The 16,304-nt window shown below is 45.7% G+C and carries 10 protein-coding genes, 3 tRNA genes, 1 rRNA gene and 1 other RNA gene; 3 read left to right on the top strand and 12 right to left on the bottom strand.

Features of this window, described 5'->3' with window-relative positions; genetic code table 11:
• Positions 1-42: 42 nt before the first annotated feature.
• From L336_RS03565 to L336_RS03550, 4 genes are all read right to left on the bottom strand, one after another.
• The gene (locus L336_RS03565) at positions 43-624 is read right to left on the bottom strand and encodes a hypothetical protein (RefSeq protein WP_015641848.1); all 582 of its coding nucleotides are present in this window, start codon (positions 622-624) and stop codon (positions 43-45) included.
• Between the two features lie 282 nt (positions 625-906).
• A tRNA-Val gene (locus L336_RS03560) sits at positions 907-983 on the bottom strand.
• A 31-nt stretch (positions 984-1,014) separates the two neighbouring features.
• Positions 1,015-1,091: transfer RNA gene (locus L336_RS03555), tRNA-Ile, on the bottom strand.
• Between the two features lie 130 nt (positions 1,092-1,221).
• Positions 1,222-1,298, bottom strand: a tRNA-Ala gene (locus L336_RS03550).
• A 67-nt stretch (positions 1,299-1,365) separates the two neighbouring features.
• Here L336_RS03550 and L336_RS03545 point away from each other — a divergent pair.
• Entirely contained in the window at positions 1,366-1,599 is a 234-nt protein-coding gene (locus tag L336_RS03545; protein ID WP_015641847.1) for a hypothetical protein, read from the top strand.
• A 214-nt stretch (positions 1,600-1,813) separates the two neighbouring features.
• Here the strand turns inward: L336_RS03545 and L336_RS03540 are convergent.
• The 4 genes from L336_RS03540 to gyrB form a co-directional block, all read right to left on the bottom strand.
• A 16S ribosomal RNA gene (locus L336_RS03540) occupies positions 1,814-3,316 on the bottom strand.
• Between the two features lie 191 nt (positions 3,317-3,507).
• Positions 3,508-3,942 (bottom strand): divergent PAP2 family protein, encoded by a 435-nt coding sequence (locus L336_RS03535; protein ID WP_015641846.1) that lies wholly within the window; start codon positions 3,940-3,942, stop codon positions 3,508-3,510.
• A 6-nt stretch (positions 3,943-3,948) separates the two neighbouring features.
• Positions 3,949-6,480, bottom strand: coding sequence for a DNA gyrase subunit A (gyrA, locus tag L336_RS03530; RefSeq protein ID WP_015641845.1), 2,532 nt, complete (start codon positions 6,478-6,480; stop codon positions 3,949-3,951).
• Between the two features lie 9 nt (positions 6,481-6,489).
• The gene (gene gyrB, locus L336_RS03525) at positions 6,490-8,466 is read right to left on the bottom strand and encodes a DNA topoisomerase (ATP-hydrolyzing) subunit B (RefSeq protein WP_015641844.1); all 1,977 of its coding nucleotides are present in this window, start codon (positions 8,464-8,466) and stop codon (positions 6,490-6,492) included.
• Between the two features lie 160 nt (positions 8,467-8,626).
• Here gyrB and L336_RS03520 point away from each other — a divergent pair, with 160 nt between their 5' ends.
• Positions 8,627-10,285 (top strand): hypothetical protein, encoded by a 1,659-nt coding sequence (locus L336_RS03520; protein WP_237738776.1) that lies wholly within the window; start codon positions 8,627-8,629, stop codon positions 10,283-10,285.
• A gap of 34 nt (positions 10,286-10,319) precedes the next feature.
• Positions 10,320-10,889: a hypothetical protein gene (locus L336_RS03515; protein ID WP_015641842.1), complete on the top strand. Its 570-nt coding sequence runs from the start codon at positions 10,320-10,322 to the stop codon at positions 10,887-10,889.
• A 29-nt stretch (positions 10,890-10,918) separates the two neighbouring features.
• Here the strand turns inward: L336_RS03515 and L336_RS03510 are convergent, their stop codons facing one another.
• From L336_RS03510 to ssrA, 4 genes are all read right to left on the bottom strand, one after another.
• On the bottom strand, positions 10,919-13,747 hold the full coding sequence (locus tag L336_RS03510; RefSeq protein ID WP_015641841.1) for a type IV secretory system conjugative DNA transfer family protein: 2,829 nt from the start codon (positions 13,745-13,747) through the stop codon (positions 10,919-10,921).
• A complete protein-coding gene (locus tag L336_RS03505; RefSeq protein ID WP_015641840.1) occupies positions 13,747-14,184 on the bottom strand; it encodes a hypothetical protein in 438 nt (145 codons plus the stop codon). Before L336_RS03505 ends, L336_RS03510 begins: the two co-directional genes overlap by 1 nt.
• 43 nt (positions 14,185-14,227) lie before the next feature.
• Positions 14,228-14,983, bottom strand: coding sequence for a hypothetical protein (locus L336_RS03500; protein ID WP_015641839.1), 756 nt, complete (start codon positions 14,981-14,983; stop codon positions 14,228-14,230).
• Between the two features lie 853 nt (positions 14,984-15,836).
• Positions 15,837-16,220: a transfer-messenger RNA gene (gene ssrA / locus L336_RS05375) on the bottom strand.
• Between the last annotated feature and the right edge of the window lie 84 nt (positions 16,221-16,304).

Genomic DNA, 16,304 nt, shown 5'->3' with positions numbered 1-16,304 from the left:
ATTTTTGTAAAAATACCTGGATAATAGCTAAAAACATGCAGACTAGAACTCATATGCAATCTCGTCGATCAGTTTTAACTCTTCGGTGACAGACATTTTGTATCGATTATGTACCACATTGGACGCTAGATATTTAATTGCGATGTCATAATCCTCTGCAAATAACGGTTGTTCGGAGTGTCGAGCAAAAACATAATCCGCCAACAATAACGCCCCTAGAAGCGCGTCTAGTTCTACGCGTCTATCAAAAACCCTGAACCCTTCTTGGCGATACTTTGTGGTGTGCGAACCTCCTTCAATTGCGTGCATATAGAAACTAATCTCTCGGTCTGGCCTGGCTATACGTCCATCTAGAACCCCTACCCTATCGATTTTATGTACAGCACAATACTGGTACTCAAAATAGTCCATGGCATCATGAACCCCTTGTACTCCCCCCTCCATGAACCTCAGATATTCTTTCTGATATTTTCCTGATAAGGTTAATCCTACCCTGAGCAGGAAGCCAAGGGCTATCATTACAAAAGCTTTTGATTGCTTACCATCTGACGCGTTTGTATCGACAGATACTCCCAAATCATTACCCTTATACGTCATCTCGGCAACTACATAGAAAGTATCCATGAAAGAATGATACCTCAAGCTTCGTATTCAGGCTAGCTCCTTATTCACTTAAACATTAGACTGCCGATTGGTGGGCGCTGAGGGGCTCGGTCACGTTCCGCGACCCCTGGAACTAAAAACCAACACAAGGGTCGCTCACATTATTCGCTCTTCCGCTCGAAAGGGACACGTGCAAGCACGAGTTTCCTTTCTCGCTCCACCGAACCCCCTTCGGGTATTCAAAGTCCTTTCAGGACTCTCACCAAAAGAAATACCCCATCCTTTCGGATAGGGTATTTCTTTTGGTGGGCGCTGAGGGGCTCGAACCCCCGACCCTCTCGGTGTAAACGAGATGCTCTAGCCAACTGAGCTAAGCGCCCGTCCCGTAGTACATGACTGATTAACACTAACTGGTGGGCGATGAGGGACTTGAACCTCCGACCTCGTCATTATCAGTGACGCGCTCTAACCAGCTGAGCTAATCGCCCATAGGTCAGTGTTAAACAATCTGGTGGAGTGATCCAGACCGAAGCCTGGTTCACCCCATATATTAGGTGCGTGGTTCCTCATTCCAGGGAACCAAGATAAACGATCAATTTTATCATTCATCGCTTATCTTGGTGGAGGCACAGGGACTCGAACCCTGGACCCCCTGCTTGCAAAGCAGGTGCTCTAGCCAACTGAGCTATGCCCCCATTTGGAAACGAACTCTGTCCATAGTACAGTACACTACCTAAAATGACAAGTGGTATACTATGATATATGACATACGAATTTAGTTGGACATGGTTCGGCATAGGGTTTCTTATTTTGTTGGCAGGCGCAGCACTAACAGTTTGGTATCGACAGATTGCAGACAACTTGGGGAGCGGCGTTAGTAGCTATGAACGGTATAAACTTTGGGGGCTTATAGGTTGTGGGATTGGACTCTTAACGATGTTGAACCTTCACACACTTATTCTCAATATGCTCATTGGTGGTCTCTTTCACAGATAGGAAACCTATCCACAAAAAAATCCCCTATTATGGGGGATTTTTTAATTTAACAATTTGGTTGTGCAACATCTATCGTTTTGTCTAACAAAATGAACTTTCGTCTCGCCCTGCACATACGTGCGAGGGTAAATTAATATGTAAGCTCTGCATATTAACGAGACCGACCTAGCTCTGGCCATGATTTCTCAAGATAGCCAGGCATATTTCTCCCTAGAAAGGAGGTAATCCATCCGCACCTTCCGGTACGGATACCTTGTTACGACTTAACCCCAATCATGCCCCCCACCTTAGGCCGACGAATCGGACTTCGGGTGTTGGTCACTTTCATGGTTTGACGGGCGGTGTGTACAAGACCCGGGAACGTATTCACCGCAACTTGCTGATTTGCGATTACTAGCGATTCCGACTTCATGGAGGCGAGTTTCAGCCTCCAATCCGAACTGGGACTAGCTTTGATGCGATTTGCTCCACCTCGCGGCTTTGCTGCGCATTGTACTAGCCATTGTATCGTGTTTCTAGCCCAGGACGTAAGGGTAATACTGACCTGACATCATCCCCTCCTTCCTCCCCGTTGCCGGGGCAGTTTGAATAGAAAAATACAACTATTCACAAGGGTTGCGCTCGTTGATGGACTTAACCAAACATCTCACGACACGAGCTGACGACGGCCATGCAACACCTGTCACAGGGTTCCAAAAGGCACACGCTGCTTTCGCAGTGCTTCCCTGGATGTCAAGCCCTGGTAAGGTTCTCCGTTTATCATCGAATTAAAGAACACGATCCACCGCTTGTGCGGGTCCCCGTCAATTCCTTTATGTTTTAGTCTTGCGACCGTACTCCACAGGCGGGATACTTAACGCGTTAGCTTCGCTACTTGGGGGGTCGATACCCCAAACAGCCAGTATCCATCGTTTACAGCGTGGACTACCCGGGTATCTAATCCGGTTCGCTCCCCACGCTTTCGTGCCTCAGTGTCAGAAATGGTCCAGTCACCTGCCTACGCCATTGGTGTTCCTTCTAATATCTACGGATTTCACTCCTACACTAGAAATTCCAGTGACCTCTACCATTCTCGAGTTTGCCAGTTTAGGTAATAGCCTGTACGGTTGAGCCGCCAGATTTCACTACCTACTTAACAAACCACCTACGCAACTCTTTACGCCCAGTCACTCCGGATAACGCTCGGATCCTACGTATGACCGCGGCTGCTGGCACGTAGTTAGCCGATCCTTATTCATAAGTTACCGTCATATTCCTCACTTATAAAAGCAGTTTACGACCCGAAGGCCTTCATCCTGCACGCGGCGTTGCTCCATCAGGGTTGCCCCCATTGTGGAAGATTCCTCACTGCTGCCTCCCGTAGGAGTCTGGACCGTGTCTCAGTTCCAGTCTGGCTGGTCATCCTCTCAGACCAGCTACGGATCGTCGGCTTGGTGAGCCATTACCTCACCAACAACCTAATCCGACGCAGGCCGCTCCCAAAGCGCATTGCTGCTTTAATCCGAAGATCATATGCGGTATTAGACACCGTTTCCGGTGCTTATCCCTCACTTTGGGGCACGTTCCCACGCGTTACTCAGCCGTCCGCCACTCGTCAGCATTCTCACTAAACCTTCGAAAACTTCAAAAGCATAGTGAGAACCTGTTACCGTTCGACTTGCATGTGTTAGGCACGCCGCCAGCGTTCATCCTGAGCCAGGATCAAACTCTCCATAAAAGATGCTTCTGCTTTATCTCAGATAAAAAAGAAGCGTCTACTCAAAATAGACTGACGATGATTATTGCACAACCAAATTGTTAAATAACTCTCGCATCTGTTCAACTCCATTAGTTGTTTATCGCTTACCCACGACCAGACTCAAACCATCATATCGCAGATAGCATATCGCGTCAAGAGTGTTTTATATCTTATTTTGTAAAGACAAACACGAGCACCCCAATAACGCAGCCCAACAAAGACCCTGCGATTACTTCAAGCGGGGTATGACCTTGAGCTGAACGAGGTACGTTTACCTTGATATTTGTTTTCTTGATGATCTCTTGGATTGCATTCCCCTGTTCACCAACTGAACGCCGTACCTTTACAGCGTCATAGCATACGATTAGTACCACCAGCGTAGCTAATCCAAAAATCGCCGAGCGGTACCCTTCCTTCAGCAGGACAACAGTCCAAACCGCAACTGAAGTAGCAGCATGTGAACTCGGCATACCACCTGAGATAAAGAGCTGGTGGGTTAGATCGAGCTGCTTCCCCTTAAGCCAGGCGATGCCGTATTTTATGATATGTGCCAGCACCCATGCAGCGATGATGGCGAGTATATATGGTGAGATGACTTGTTCCATATAGGCTTATCCCTTCTCCTCTTGATCTCCATCGAGAGACAGTTCGGTTTCTTGCATAATGCCGATTGAAGAAACAGCATCCCCTTCGGACAAGCGCATTATACGCACTCCCTGTGTAGTTCGACCAAGTGTCGGGATATCACTTAACAAAACACGGATCGTCTGTCCACCCTGACTAATGAGTAGTGCTTCATTCGCTCCTGCTTCTAGTGTTTGAACAGTGATAATAGGTCCCGTTTTATTTGTTACAACAGCGGCTTTTATTCCCACCCCTCCCCGCTTATGGCTCGGAAAGTTTGCCACTTTTGTAATCTTTCCGTACCCGTTTTGACTGATGACGAGCAGCGTTTGTTCACTAACGGTGACCACATCCATACCTACAACTATGTCATTTGGCCTAAGCCTGACACCTCGTACACCTCTTGCGGCACGTCCCATTGGTCGACACTCGGACTCGTTAAACCTCACTGCCTGCCCGGCTGATGTGGATATCACAACATCATTCTCACCCGATGTTTGTTTGATCCATCGCAGTTCATCCCCATCATCCAGTTTGATAGTGATAAGTCCGTTAGTGCGAATATTTGCGTAGTCTTTAAGCGGTGTTTTCTTAACAGTACCTTTTGTCGTCGCCATAAAGAGATAGCCGTCATCTGGAGCATCTTTGGCATGATTGATAATTGAAGTGATTTTCTCTTCCGGCTGAAGCTGGAGTAAGTTTACCGCTGCTACACCTTTTGCCGCCAAACTTGCTGCTGGAACTTCATACGCCTTAAGACGGAATACTCGCCCTTTGTTCGTGAAGAACAACAACCAATCATGCGTGCTTGCCGATACGAGTTGGGCAATGACATCTTCTTCCTTTGTTGTCATACCGCGCTTGCCCTTACCGCCCCTATGCTGACGACGATACTCTGTGAGTAGTGTACGCTTAATGTAGTTTTCTGTTGTCAAAAGCACAACTGCTTCCTCTTCGGGGATTAATTCCTCGTCACTAAACTTACCAAGCTCATGGTTGATAATTTTACTACGACGTTCATCACCGTACTTATCTTTCATTTCAAGCAGTTCTGATTTTATGATCGCGAGAATTTCTTTCTCGTCAGCCAAGATTTCTTCGAAGCGCTTAATCATGGTTAATAGTTCTGTCAGTTCATTCTCAATTGCTTCTCGTTCAAGTCCCGTGAGTCGGCGGAGTTGCATTGCAAGTATTGCCTTAGCTTGTATTTCAGTTAGCTCAAACTTGGCGATCAAGGCCTTTTCAGCCTCATCCTGAGTTTTACTAGCACGGATTGTCTTGATCACTTCATCTATGTGGTCAAGCGCTATCTTGTAACCTTCCAGAATGTGTGCACGCTCACGTGCCTTACGAAGCTCATATTCGGTGCGCCGGCGCACGACATGCTGTCGATGCTTTACAAACTCTTCGAGCATTTCTTTAAGGCCTAAGATGCGAGGCTGTACGCCATCGATCAACGCAAGCATGTTGAAGTTAAAACTCGTCTGGAGCGGCGTTAGCTTGTAAAGCTGATTGAGTAACTTCTTAGGGTAAGCGTCTTTCTTGAGCTCAATAACAACCCGCACTGCACCGCGAGCACTTTCATCTCGAAGGTCGCTAATTCCATTTAACTTTTTATCTTTGACTAGCTCAGCAATCTTTTCGATGAGAGAAGCTTTGTTGACACCATAAGGAACCTCTGTAACCACTATCCGGTGCCTACCTTTTTTCGTCTCGACAATATCTGCCACAGCGCGCATCATCACACTGCCTCGCCCCGTCTGGTACGCTTGGCGCATAGGCGCGCCACCATAAATTGTCGCTCCAGTTGGGAAATCAGGGCCTTTAACATGTTTTAGCAGATCATCTGTTGTAGCTTGATCATTATCGATCAGCTCAACCGTGGCATCAACAAGCTCACTAAGGTTGTGCGAAGGGATATTTGTCGCCATGCCCACGGCAATACCAATCTGGCCATTTAGCAGTAGGTTCGGAACTTTCGCGGGCAGCACAACTGGCTCCTGGCGTGAGCCATCGTAGTTGTCGCGAAAATCGATCGTCTCTTTATCAATGTCTACGAGTATCTCATCGGCAAGCTTCGCCATACGCGCTTCTGTATAACGCATCGCTGCTGGTTCGTCGCCATCCATTGAACCAAAGTTTCCCTGTCCCTGAATGAGTGGGTAGCGAAGTGACCATGGTTGTGCAAGGCGGACCATCGCGTTATAGATGGCGCTATCGCCATGCGGATGGTATTTTCCCATAACATCACCGACGATAAGCGCACTTTTCACGAACTTTGCGGTCGATCGGTTGTTATTGACATTCATAGAATAAAGAATGCGGCGATGAACTGGCTTTAATCCATCACGCACATCTGGCAGTGCGCGGTCAATAATCACGCTCATCGAGTAACGGAAGAAGCTGTCCTCCATTACCTTTTCAATAGTTCGATGCTCGATGCCTGCCACTTCAGCAGGAGTATCAAGGCTCATATCATCGTCACTTGTTGGTACATTTGTCGTCATGTCGTCTTCCATATTTCACCTCTAAATATCTAGCTCTTCGAGCTTTGCATTTTTCGCTTCTGACTGAATAAAGTTTTTGCGAAGCGATACATCATCACCCATAAGTTTTGTGAAAATCGCATCGGCACGCTCGGCATCTTCGACATTTACTTTTATAAGCACGCGATTTTCAGGATTCATTGTTGTATCCCACAGCTGTTCGGCGTCCATTTCACCGAGTCCCTTAAAGCGTGACACAGTGACACCGGCTTGCTTCATACGATCTTCGTTTTCGTCAATCGCGATACCACGCATCTTTCTGTCAGCAATTGTTGCTTCAAGCGCTTCATCAAGCTGCGGTTCATCATATACATATTGCTTTTTTTGACCCTTGTTAATGCTAAAGAGTGGCGGCTTTGCCAGGTAGACATACCCACCTTCGACGATCTCTTTCATGTAGCGGAAGAAAAATGTTAGTAACAGGGTTGAAATGTGGCTACCGTCAACATCAGCGTCGGTCATAATAATAATTTTGTGGTAGCGAAGTCCATTAATATCAAAGCTATCACCAATCCCAACACCAAACGCTTGAATCATGGCCACGATCTCTTTATTGGCGAACATCTTATCGAGTCGCGCGCGTTCAGTATTCAGCACCTTTCCTCTCAGAGGAAGTATTGCCTGAGTACGATTGTCACGCCCCTCTTTGGCTGAGCCCGCAGCTGAGTTACCCTCTACGATATAAATCTCGCTCTCTGCAGGACTTTTACTCGAGCAATCCCATAGCTTTCCTGGAAGCCCCATACCATCAAGTGCACCCTTGCGCAATACGTTATCGCGAGCAGCACGGGCGGCCTTACGGGCACGGGCGGCTAAAAGTGCTTTCCCAACTATTTTCTTTGCAACCTCAGGGTTCTCTTCGAGATAATACGCGAAGTATTCGTTCATTACCTGCTCAACATAACGGCGAACTTCGGGATTTCCAAGTTTGTTCTTGGTTTGTCCCTCAAACTGAGGATCAGGTAGTTTGACTAAAATTACGGCCGTTAAACCTTCACGGATATCATCTCCAGACAGGTTTTCTTCCTTTTCTTTTAGTAGACCCGATTTTCGAGCATAATCATTTATTACTCTCGTAAGTGCAGCACGAAAACCAATCAAATGAGTGCCCCCATCTGGTGTCAAGACGTTGTTCGCAAACGGCCGTATAATCTCGACAAAGCTGTCATTGTATTGGACAGCAACCTCAATCATCGAGTCCTCTACTTGGCGTTCGACATAGAAGACACTATCGCCCAACACTTCTTTACCAATGTTAAGATTTTTTACATAGCTTTTGATACCACCTTCGAAATAAAACGCCTGCTTCTCATTTGTACGCTCGTCATGGACTGATGTATAGACGCCCTTGGTTAGATATGCTTGATGTCGGAGATAGCTTACAACCCACTTGTAGTCAAAAGCTATCGTTTCTTTGAATATTTCGGGATCTGGGTAAAAAGTAATCGATGTTCCCTGTGGTCTATCGGTTTTTCCAAGTTTCCTGAGCGGCTCTAGCGCCTTGCCGCGTTCAAAAGTGATCTGATAGAGTTCACCGTCTTTTACCACTTCAGCACAGAGTCGAGACGAGAGCGCGTTAACAACGCTCGAGCCTACTCCATGAAGGCCAGATGATACTTTATAGCCGCCACCGCCAAACTTACCACCCGCATGGAGGACTGTTAGCACCGTCTCCAGCGTACTAACACCCGTTTTGGGATGCTTGTCCACCGGTATACCACGTCCATCATCTGTTATTGTGATACCACCGTCATTAAGGATTTTCACATCGACCCGTGTTGCATAACCCGCGATAGCTTCATCAACTGAGTTATCTGCGATTTCTTTAATAAGGTGGTGGACACCGTCATATCCGGTACTCCCAATATACATCCCCGGGCGTTTTCTGACTGGCTCAAGCCCCTCTAAAACTTGAATCTGTGAGCCATCATAAGAGCCGTCATCTTTTTGTTTAGCCATTCTCCCCTCACTTCGGTCAATTCAGCTGTTTTACAATAGCTCCATTATACCATAAAAAAAATTGTTCATTCAAGGTATTGTCTTGAACATATTTCTTATGCTAAAATACACACGAAAGAAGTATATGATTCCTAAATATAAACATACAACAGGTGACGCCATGTTTAGAAAACTAATATCAAACATCGCATTTAGCCCGGCTCTCGTCGGTCAGCTTGGGTTTTACGCAAAAAGGCTACGAAAAGAAGAAACGACCCGACGCATAGGGCTTATTTTTACTGTACTCGCACTCGTTGTACAGTCATTTGCGGTATTTTCACCTCCCGAATCAGCAAATGCATCCAGCCCATCAAACTTCATTTATGGCGGCGTCACTAGTCTACAGGACTATCTAAATCACTACGATGCGAATACCAACAATATACGCGACCTCTATAATACGCTAGGTATTACCCGCCAGGAGATGGCGGCGGCAAAATTGCAATATCTTAATTCAAAACGTGATGGCCTTATCAGCTGGGGACTAACTAGCCACTTTAGCTACGCCCAGGGAGAACGGACATACACTATTAAGACATCGTCTGGGGCAATGCGTACCTACTATAATCGGCCCTTGACCCTTTGGAATAGTGCTCCATCAGGATCAAACTATTATATATACGTAGGATATTCGGCAAAGTTAGGCTGGTTCGGCCTAATGAAAGTATGTGGAAACCTAGTAACAAAAACAGTTCCCCCACCTCCACAATGTCCCGCCGGAACGGTAGGTACCTATCCAAACTGCACACCCCCACCAAAGATGTGTACTATACCGGGTAAAACCACCATCACCGCCGATGATGCGAGATGTAAGTATGAGCCCGTGGCACGATGTGAGCGTCTTTCGGTTACTCCCCTCGCAAATAACCTTTATCAGCTCGATGGGAAAGCCTATGTTGATCATGGTGCAACTATCGCCAAATATACCTACGTCATTAAGAGAAACGGTATAGTAGTGGAAACCCATCCTGCATCTTCTACTTCAGACACCAATCAATACGTCTTCGATTCAAAGGGAGTAGAGGGCGACTATACGATTGAGTTAGTAGTACAAACCTCTCTGGGTGAGATGCGGGGAGATGATTGTACGAAGACATTTCACATTGCTGCCCCCGAAAAGTGTCCACAAAACCCGTCATTGCTAAAAAGTGACCCAGAGTGTCAACCATGTCCGGGAGATGCAACTCTCTGGATTAAGGATCAAAAATGCAAAGCCTCACTGGTAGAAACAAAGACTGCCCAAAACACTACCCAGGGTAAAGACGCGACAAGTGTCGTCGCAAAACCATCTGATAGAGTCGTGTATAGCCTCAATATAGAAAACAAGGGACTCGCTCCCACATCTGTATCAATTCGCGAAGAACTTAGTGATGTCCTCGAATATTCAAGCGTCATCGATAACGGCAGTGGTACTTTGTCAAATAAAGTTTTGACGTGGCCGACCATTACCCTAAAGCCTGGAGAAAAACAGACTCGCATGTTCACCGTCCAAGTGTTTAATACCATCCCCGCGATGGGAGAAGGTGTCAGCGACAAAACATCGTACGATTGTAAGATAACAAATACCTTTGGCAACTCAGTTGATATCTCGGTTGACTGTCCTGTTCAGAAAAAAATTATCGAGCAAACAGTATCTCAGCTCCCACACACTGGTCCCGCGGAGAATATGCTCTTTGCCGGATCTATACTGGCAGTTGTATCCTATTTCTATGCACGTTCACGCCAGATGAAAAAAGAGGTTCGTCTCATTCGTCGCGAGCTAAACTCAGGTACTATCTAATAAATATATCTTTAAACAAATCTAGAGGTGGTGTATGAATAAAATTGAAAAGAATCCAGAACAATACGAAGCAACTAAGCATGAAGCCCCACAACTCGAGGAAACAGCTCATCACGAGAGATTAGCTCACGAAAGAGAACGTTTATCCGCCGAGAAAGGTCATGAAGGCAATCAAGAAACCGCTCGCAAAGAAGCGCTCGAAAGTGCCTCAAGTAGTGCTCACGAGAAGGAACCCAAAGAGGAAGTGTCTCGCGTAGAACGACGTCCCGGTGCTATTTCAAAGAAAGAGCGTGAAGCTAGCTTTGAGTCTACCATGGACGATGTTAGGACACACATGTCAAACTCAAGCCGCACGTTTAGCAAAGTTATTCATAACCCTACAGTAGAAAAGATCAGCGAGACACTTGGATCAACTGTCGCGCGTCCAAACGCAGTCGCTTCTGGTGCCTTCTTTGCATTCTTATTCACTCTGGGGTTTTATCTTGTAGGCAGAATGAATGGCTATCCTCTTTCCGGTAGTGAAACGATGATGTTCTTCCTGCTTGGGTGGATTGTTGGTCTTGTATTTGACTTCTTAAAGACAATGGTGACAGGAAGACGCTAGCGCTCGCTTGCGCTCATTGCAACGCCTTTCTAACGAATCTTTACTGATACCTCATTAGACGCCACTTCATCTCCACCTCGGAGCGTCAGCTTATCGGATTCTACTACGCCAGTAGCGGGAATGACCGGCTGGCTTGCTTGTTGTATAGATGGTGAAGCGGTCAATACCTGCCCGTTGCTGGTGGTGTCGATAGTATTTGTAACGGGATTCGCGATAGAAGCTGCCTGCGCAGCAGTCTGTGAAGCCGGTGCAGTCGAAAGTTGTTTCCGCTTTGCCAGCCACTCATCAAGAAATGAGGATCCGGACGAAGCCGATGTTGCTGCGGGAATACCGGCAACTCCGGGGGCACCCGACATTGTAGGTAAACCTCCGGGAGTTTGTGGTGAAAGAGATTTCTTCACGGTTAACCTGGTAAATATCTCCTGCTCAACTTTAGCTCTTGGGCGTCCGTATTTTGCCGCCGAAAGTCGCTTCAGTGCATCACTTAGCTGCTGATTTGCCTGCCCCATCGCCGGTATCCAGCTCATGCTAAAGGGAGCAGACGGAACACCCTGTATCTGTGCCACAACCACCGATTCGTGATTTGGAAGTTTAGTGAGATCCTCCGCGTCAAATGCGGCCGCATAGCGCTTTACCATAATTTCCGCATCAGTGATACCAATACGACCAGTCACTGTTGTCCCGACATTTCCAATAATAGCTTCTCTTAAATCTTCTTTTAGCTGTGTCATAAACTGGTTACCAAGCACCAAGCTCAACCTATATTTTCGAGCTTCCGACAAAATAGTCCCGAAACTATCGGTCGCAAAGTTCTGGAACTCATCGACGAAAAGTGTAAAGTCTTTCCTTTCCTCTTCTGCCATATTTGCACGAGCCATCGCAGCCGCCTGAAACTTCATTACGAATATAATACCCAGCAGCTTAGAGTTAAGATCACCCATTTTCCCTTTAGATAGGTTAACGAGAAGAATTTTTTTATTGTTCATCACCTCGGCAATATTAAATCCACTCTTTGTCTGACCAATTATATTCCGCATTGCATCATTACTAATAAACGGCCCAAACTTCGATACTACCCAACTTATTACCTCACCCGCCTCACTCGAACGTTGCGATGCCGGAAATTCTTTTGTCCAAAAGTCGAGAACTTGCTGGTCAGTAACATATTTTAATTTACTCTTCATGAACTCCTCGTCCACAAGAAGCTTTGGAATGTCAATAAACGTACCACCCGCTGGATCACTCATAAGGAGTAGCGCACAGTTACGAAAAATATGCTCGAGACGTGGTCCCACGATACCGGTGTGTCCCGGGTCGTACAAACCATAGAGCATAGCGATCGCCTCTTGGACTAAGAAATCTTTTTGATCTGGGTGATCAAATTCAAACATATTAAGCCCCGTCGGATTCGCCATGTCGCTCGGGTTAAAGTAGATGACGTCTTCTACGCGCTCTTTCGGCACCTTGCTAAGAAGCGCCTCGACAGAGTCACCATGAGGATCAATAAATGCGAATCCTCGTCCATCCATCATGTCCTGATACGCAAGGTTCTCTAGTAATACAGATTTACCGACACCTGTCTGACCAATTATGTGTATGTGCCTGCGCCTGTCTTTATCGCCCAACCTAATCGGTTTTTTGACCCCACGGAATTCGTTATAGCCCAGTAACAACCCCTCTTCCATGACCTGCGTGGGACCATCAACCTGCTTGCTCATCTGCCGCTGCACCTGGGATGTAGGGATACTATCTTGGTCTGGCAAATGAAAAACTGAGGCCAGCTCAATGCTGTTCAGAATATTGCTTGATAGGGTTTGGGGGAAAAAACGAAATACATACGCGGACACAAGTTCATCAATATTTTTGGAAATCGAAAACGAGAACCCATTATTGTTTGGTGAATCAAACAGCGAAAAGGCCGATACGACATTTTTCAGGAGTACCTGCGCGTGCGCTGCGGTATTTGATGAGACTACCACTCTCACTAACGTCTCAAAGCCAGGATATCGCGTTTTTTCCTCGATTGCATCAATCTCTTGTTGCTCAAGTGCAGTAAGTTGCGTATTCACCGTATGCTCTGTAGGGTGGTTTTCGGCAGGGTTAGGTGGACGCCATAATGCTTCAGTCATATCTCTAAGAGTAAAAAAACCACCGTGAGCCGTTTTTCCAGTTGCTCGATCCTTTTTTATCTTTTCTACAGCCCTGCGCGAGCTTGATGTCCAGTTCTCGCGAGCAGGACGGATCAGAATTTGTACACCAATTCCATCTTCACGCGTCGCAGCAGAGAGAGCATTTAGAAGGGCACGAGAAGCATCACGCTTGGACTCAGTGTAAGTTGCTATTGGATGCGAAAAATGTTTTTTAAGCGTGAACTCTCCGCCAATCGTGCCGCTCAATTTTCCAACTTGGCTAAAGACCGTGTGCTCCGAAACTTCTTCGAGTCGAGACGACGGATAGGCGGCCGCCACTGACTGCTTTACCGCGTCAATCAATACGACAGGCACCACGGCATAGTAGTAGACTAATCCGTTGCGAGCGACTATTTCGAATGATAAGTGACGCTGGCCGTAAATCTTACTCTTAAACCCCTTAGTAGCCGTACTGGAGATTATGTTGTACATAACATTCGCCTGGGAAAGCGCTTCCTCTGTAACATCGCGTTTATCCCGACTATTTACCTCGATATCGTCACTTGCGGGGGGCAAATGGATCATAATTGGCACCATCTTTAGTCCCCGTTCATAGTTTTTTGCCTCTCGAAGAGTTTTACGATACATCAAAAACGCTATTGCCGAGATTGCAATAATAAAACTTGCAACAACAAACATCGTTATAAAAACATTCAACGAACTACCCATTACTGTCCTGCATCGCTAATTGTACGCCCATAGCGCTTGCGTATATATTCGATCTGGAGCTTACTAACTTCTTGCTCGCGTTTATAGGGATCATCCTTCGTTTGAAGGAGTATCTTTTTGGCTTTTTCTACCCATTCTTTCTCAATCAAGTCATCATCTGCAGCGACCAAGCCACTGTCGTCATTCGCCGTCAGATTTGTCGTCTGTACTGTGTCATCTACTACCGGCAGCGGAATCGGCAAAGAAGGTATGGCTTGTACTGGCACTGACGGGGCTTCGGGAGATAACGGTAATCCTTCATGATTTCGTTCACCCCTCTGTTCAACCATGCCATGTGAGCCCAGCTCGGCATCATAAACAGGTTGGCTCCCTGCGGCCTCTTGAGATACAAGGGGTCGCTCATACCCACCAGTTGGCGCTGCTTGCTTTGGTTCCATATCTGTTAAATTATACCATAGACAATATAAAAAGAGTATGGCTTTAGCGGTGTTTTGCAAGATAGAAACAAGCGACCGCTTCAAATAAAGCCACGAGTAGTATGCCGTAGATATCTCGTTTACCTATCGACCACATCGCTAGAAGAATGACAGGAGCGAGTGCGAGCACCGAAGCGAAATAATAAGAGCGTCGTAGACTGACCCTTGTTCCAGAATAGCCTATGGATGTGATAATGGACTGTATGCTGTGTAAGAAAAATGTCAGCGCTCCGAGCGCAACCAAATATATCAAAATAAACACCACCAATATTACTAGCGGATGAACGCTAGATGGCGATGTAACTTGAAACAGAGCAGAGAGAATAACAAGCGACAATAGTGTTACTGTAGCAATAATTTTTGCTAGCATGTATTTATCATACACTATTATCTGAGTAAGGTTGTTTGGAGCCGTGAGCGGTGTGCGTAAAATAAGCGAATCACCTTTATAAACAACTATTAGGGTCGCCCGCACTAACCGCTCGTGGCTACTGACCGCTCCACTATGTGGAGCATAGGTCCTTGCGACAGTTTCCACATCACGCTTGGTAGCTTCCCTATTACGCTCAAAGCAGCGTACCAAGGATTGACCAAGCGCGATAGTACTTTTTTCGCGCGCTACAACGCCAGTAGATAGAGGACCTACCGTATTGGCGGAGCATAGGTAACGCCATAAGAACAGCTCAACTGCGAGATAGAGCATCTCTGTTTTATCACCGCGATGGCTGCGTGCCGTTACCTGCTTTTCCGTCAACTTCATTTATCGCCCGGATAACAAGAGGTTCTTTAATTGTTAAGGTTGTAGGTTTTTGTTTTTTAAACCGTGACTTTAAATTAGCATAAACAGTAAATTAAGTCAATATTTATATGTTAATAGTCGTTGTAATTTTTTATTTTTTTTCAGATATTCTCTCTTTTACACCTTATGATATTTATAAATCGAATAAATCTTGTGTTGTAATAATATCTATATTTTATATTAATTGTTTTTACATTACACCCCTCTTTTGATCATTACCCGTCTATCAATTTTGGCATCGAGCATAGCAAATGATTGTATCGAATCGCATTTGAATAACCTTCAGATAATTCATCACAGTGTACTCGTTAGCTAGCTCAAAGCCTTCAAACACTGCAATTTTGTGGCTCCGTGATTTTCTTTGCGTGATGGTCACGATGGAGAAAGCTCTATACAAAAGCACGGGCTGTACGTAATCGTGCAGTTCATCATCACGGCGTAAATTTTATGCGTCTAGTCACTATTCGCGGAGCGACCGCCCGTCTCGTCACAATAGTGCCCTTAAGCTGATTAGCAGACCTACCATTAGCCGCAATGCACACCCTCCATATAGCGCCAACCGGACTCAACACATTTTTATAGAAAAAAGTGATTATAATTGTAGTATTTTTTACTCATTATTTTGCAAGAAAAACATTGACATGAGCGGTTTGACGTCATATTATAGGGGTAGCTTCTGAGTAAAAAAATTATACAGAAGCCAAAAACAAACAAATTTTGCAAAAACTCCACGAATAAAACAAGCACTACTCGCAGGTGCTTGTTTTTTACAGTTCAAACGAAATATACCGACTAATTAGTCGGTATATTTCGTTGGTGGAGCTGCCGGGCACTGCCCCCGGGTCCGCAAGGTAACTTGCTATTCATCTACATACATAGTCATACTCAACTTTGTTTAATCACATTATTTGCTTAAAGTACGACGCAGATGCAAACACGGTGATTTACGAAGAGTTTAAATAGAAACTGTCGTAAAAGCAGCTTCTACCGATTCTACGATATATAACACGACATTAGCTTCAGTAGATATCAAGCAATGCGTGGCTTAACATGTTGTTAAGCGAGTACTGGTTGTGCCTTGAGGGGCGCAAACAGCCTTGCAAAGAAATTGTTTGCAATTATTGATTCTGATTACGTCAGAGGTCGGTATGCCGAAATAGCCTGTTAAAGTCCTCACGTCGAAAGCTTAGTCAGCCCCATGTGTTTCTGATACAATTTTAACATAGTTTACAGATAGGCGCCACCTGTGGTTTACTACATTCATATGGGAAATGTTTGTAAG

Source organism: Candidatus Saccharimonas aalborgensis, from assembly GCF_000392435.1.
Classification (GTDB): Bacteria; Patescibacteriota; Saccharimonadia; order Saccharimonadales; family Saccharimonadaceae; genus Saccharimonas; species Saccharimonas aalborgensis.
This window is presented reverse-complemented; position numbering and strand designations above follow the sequence as displayed.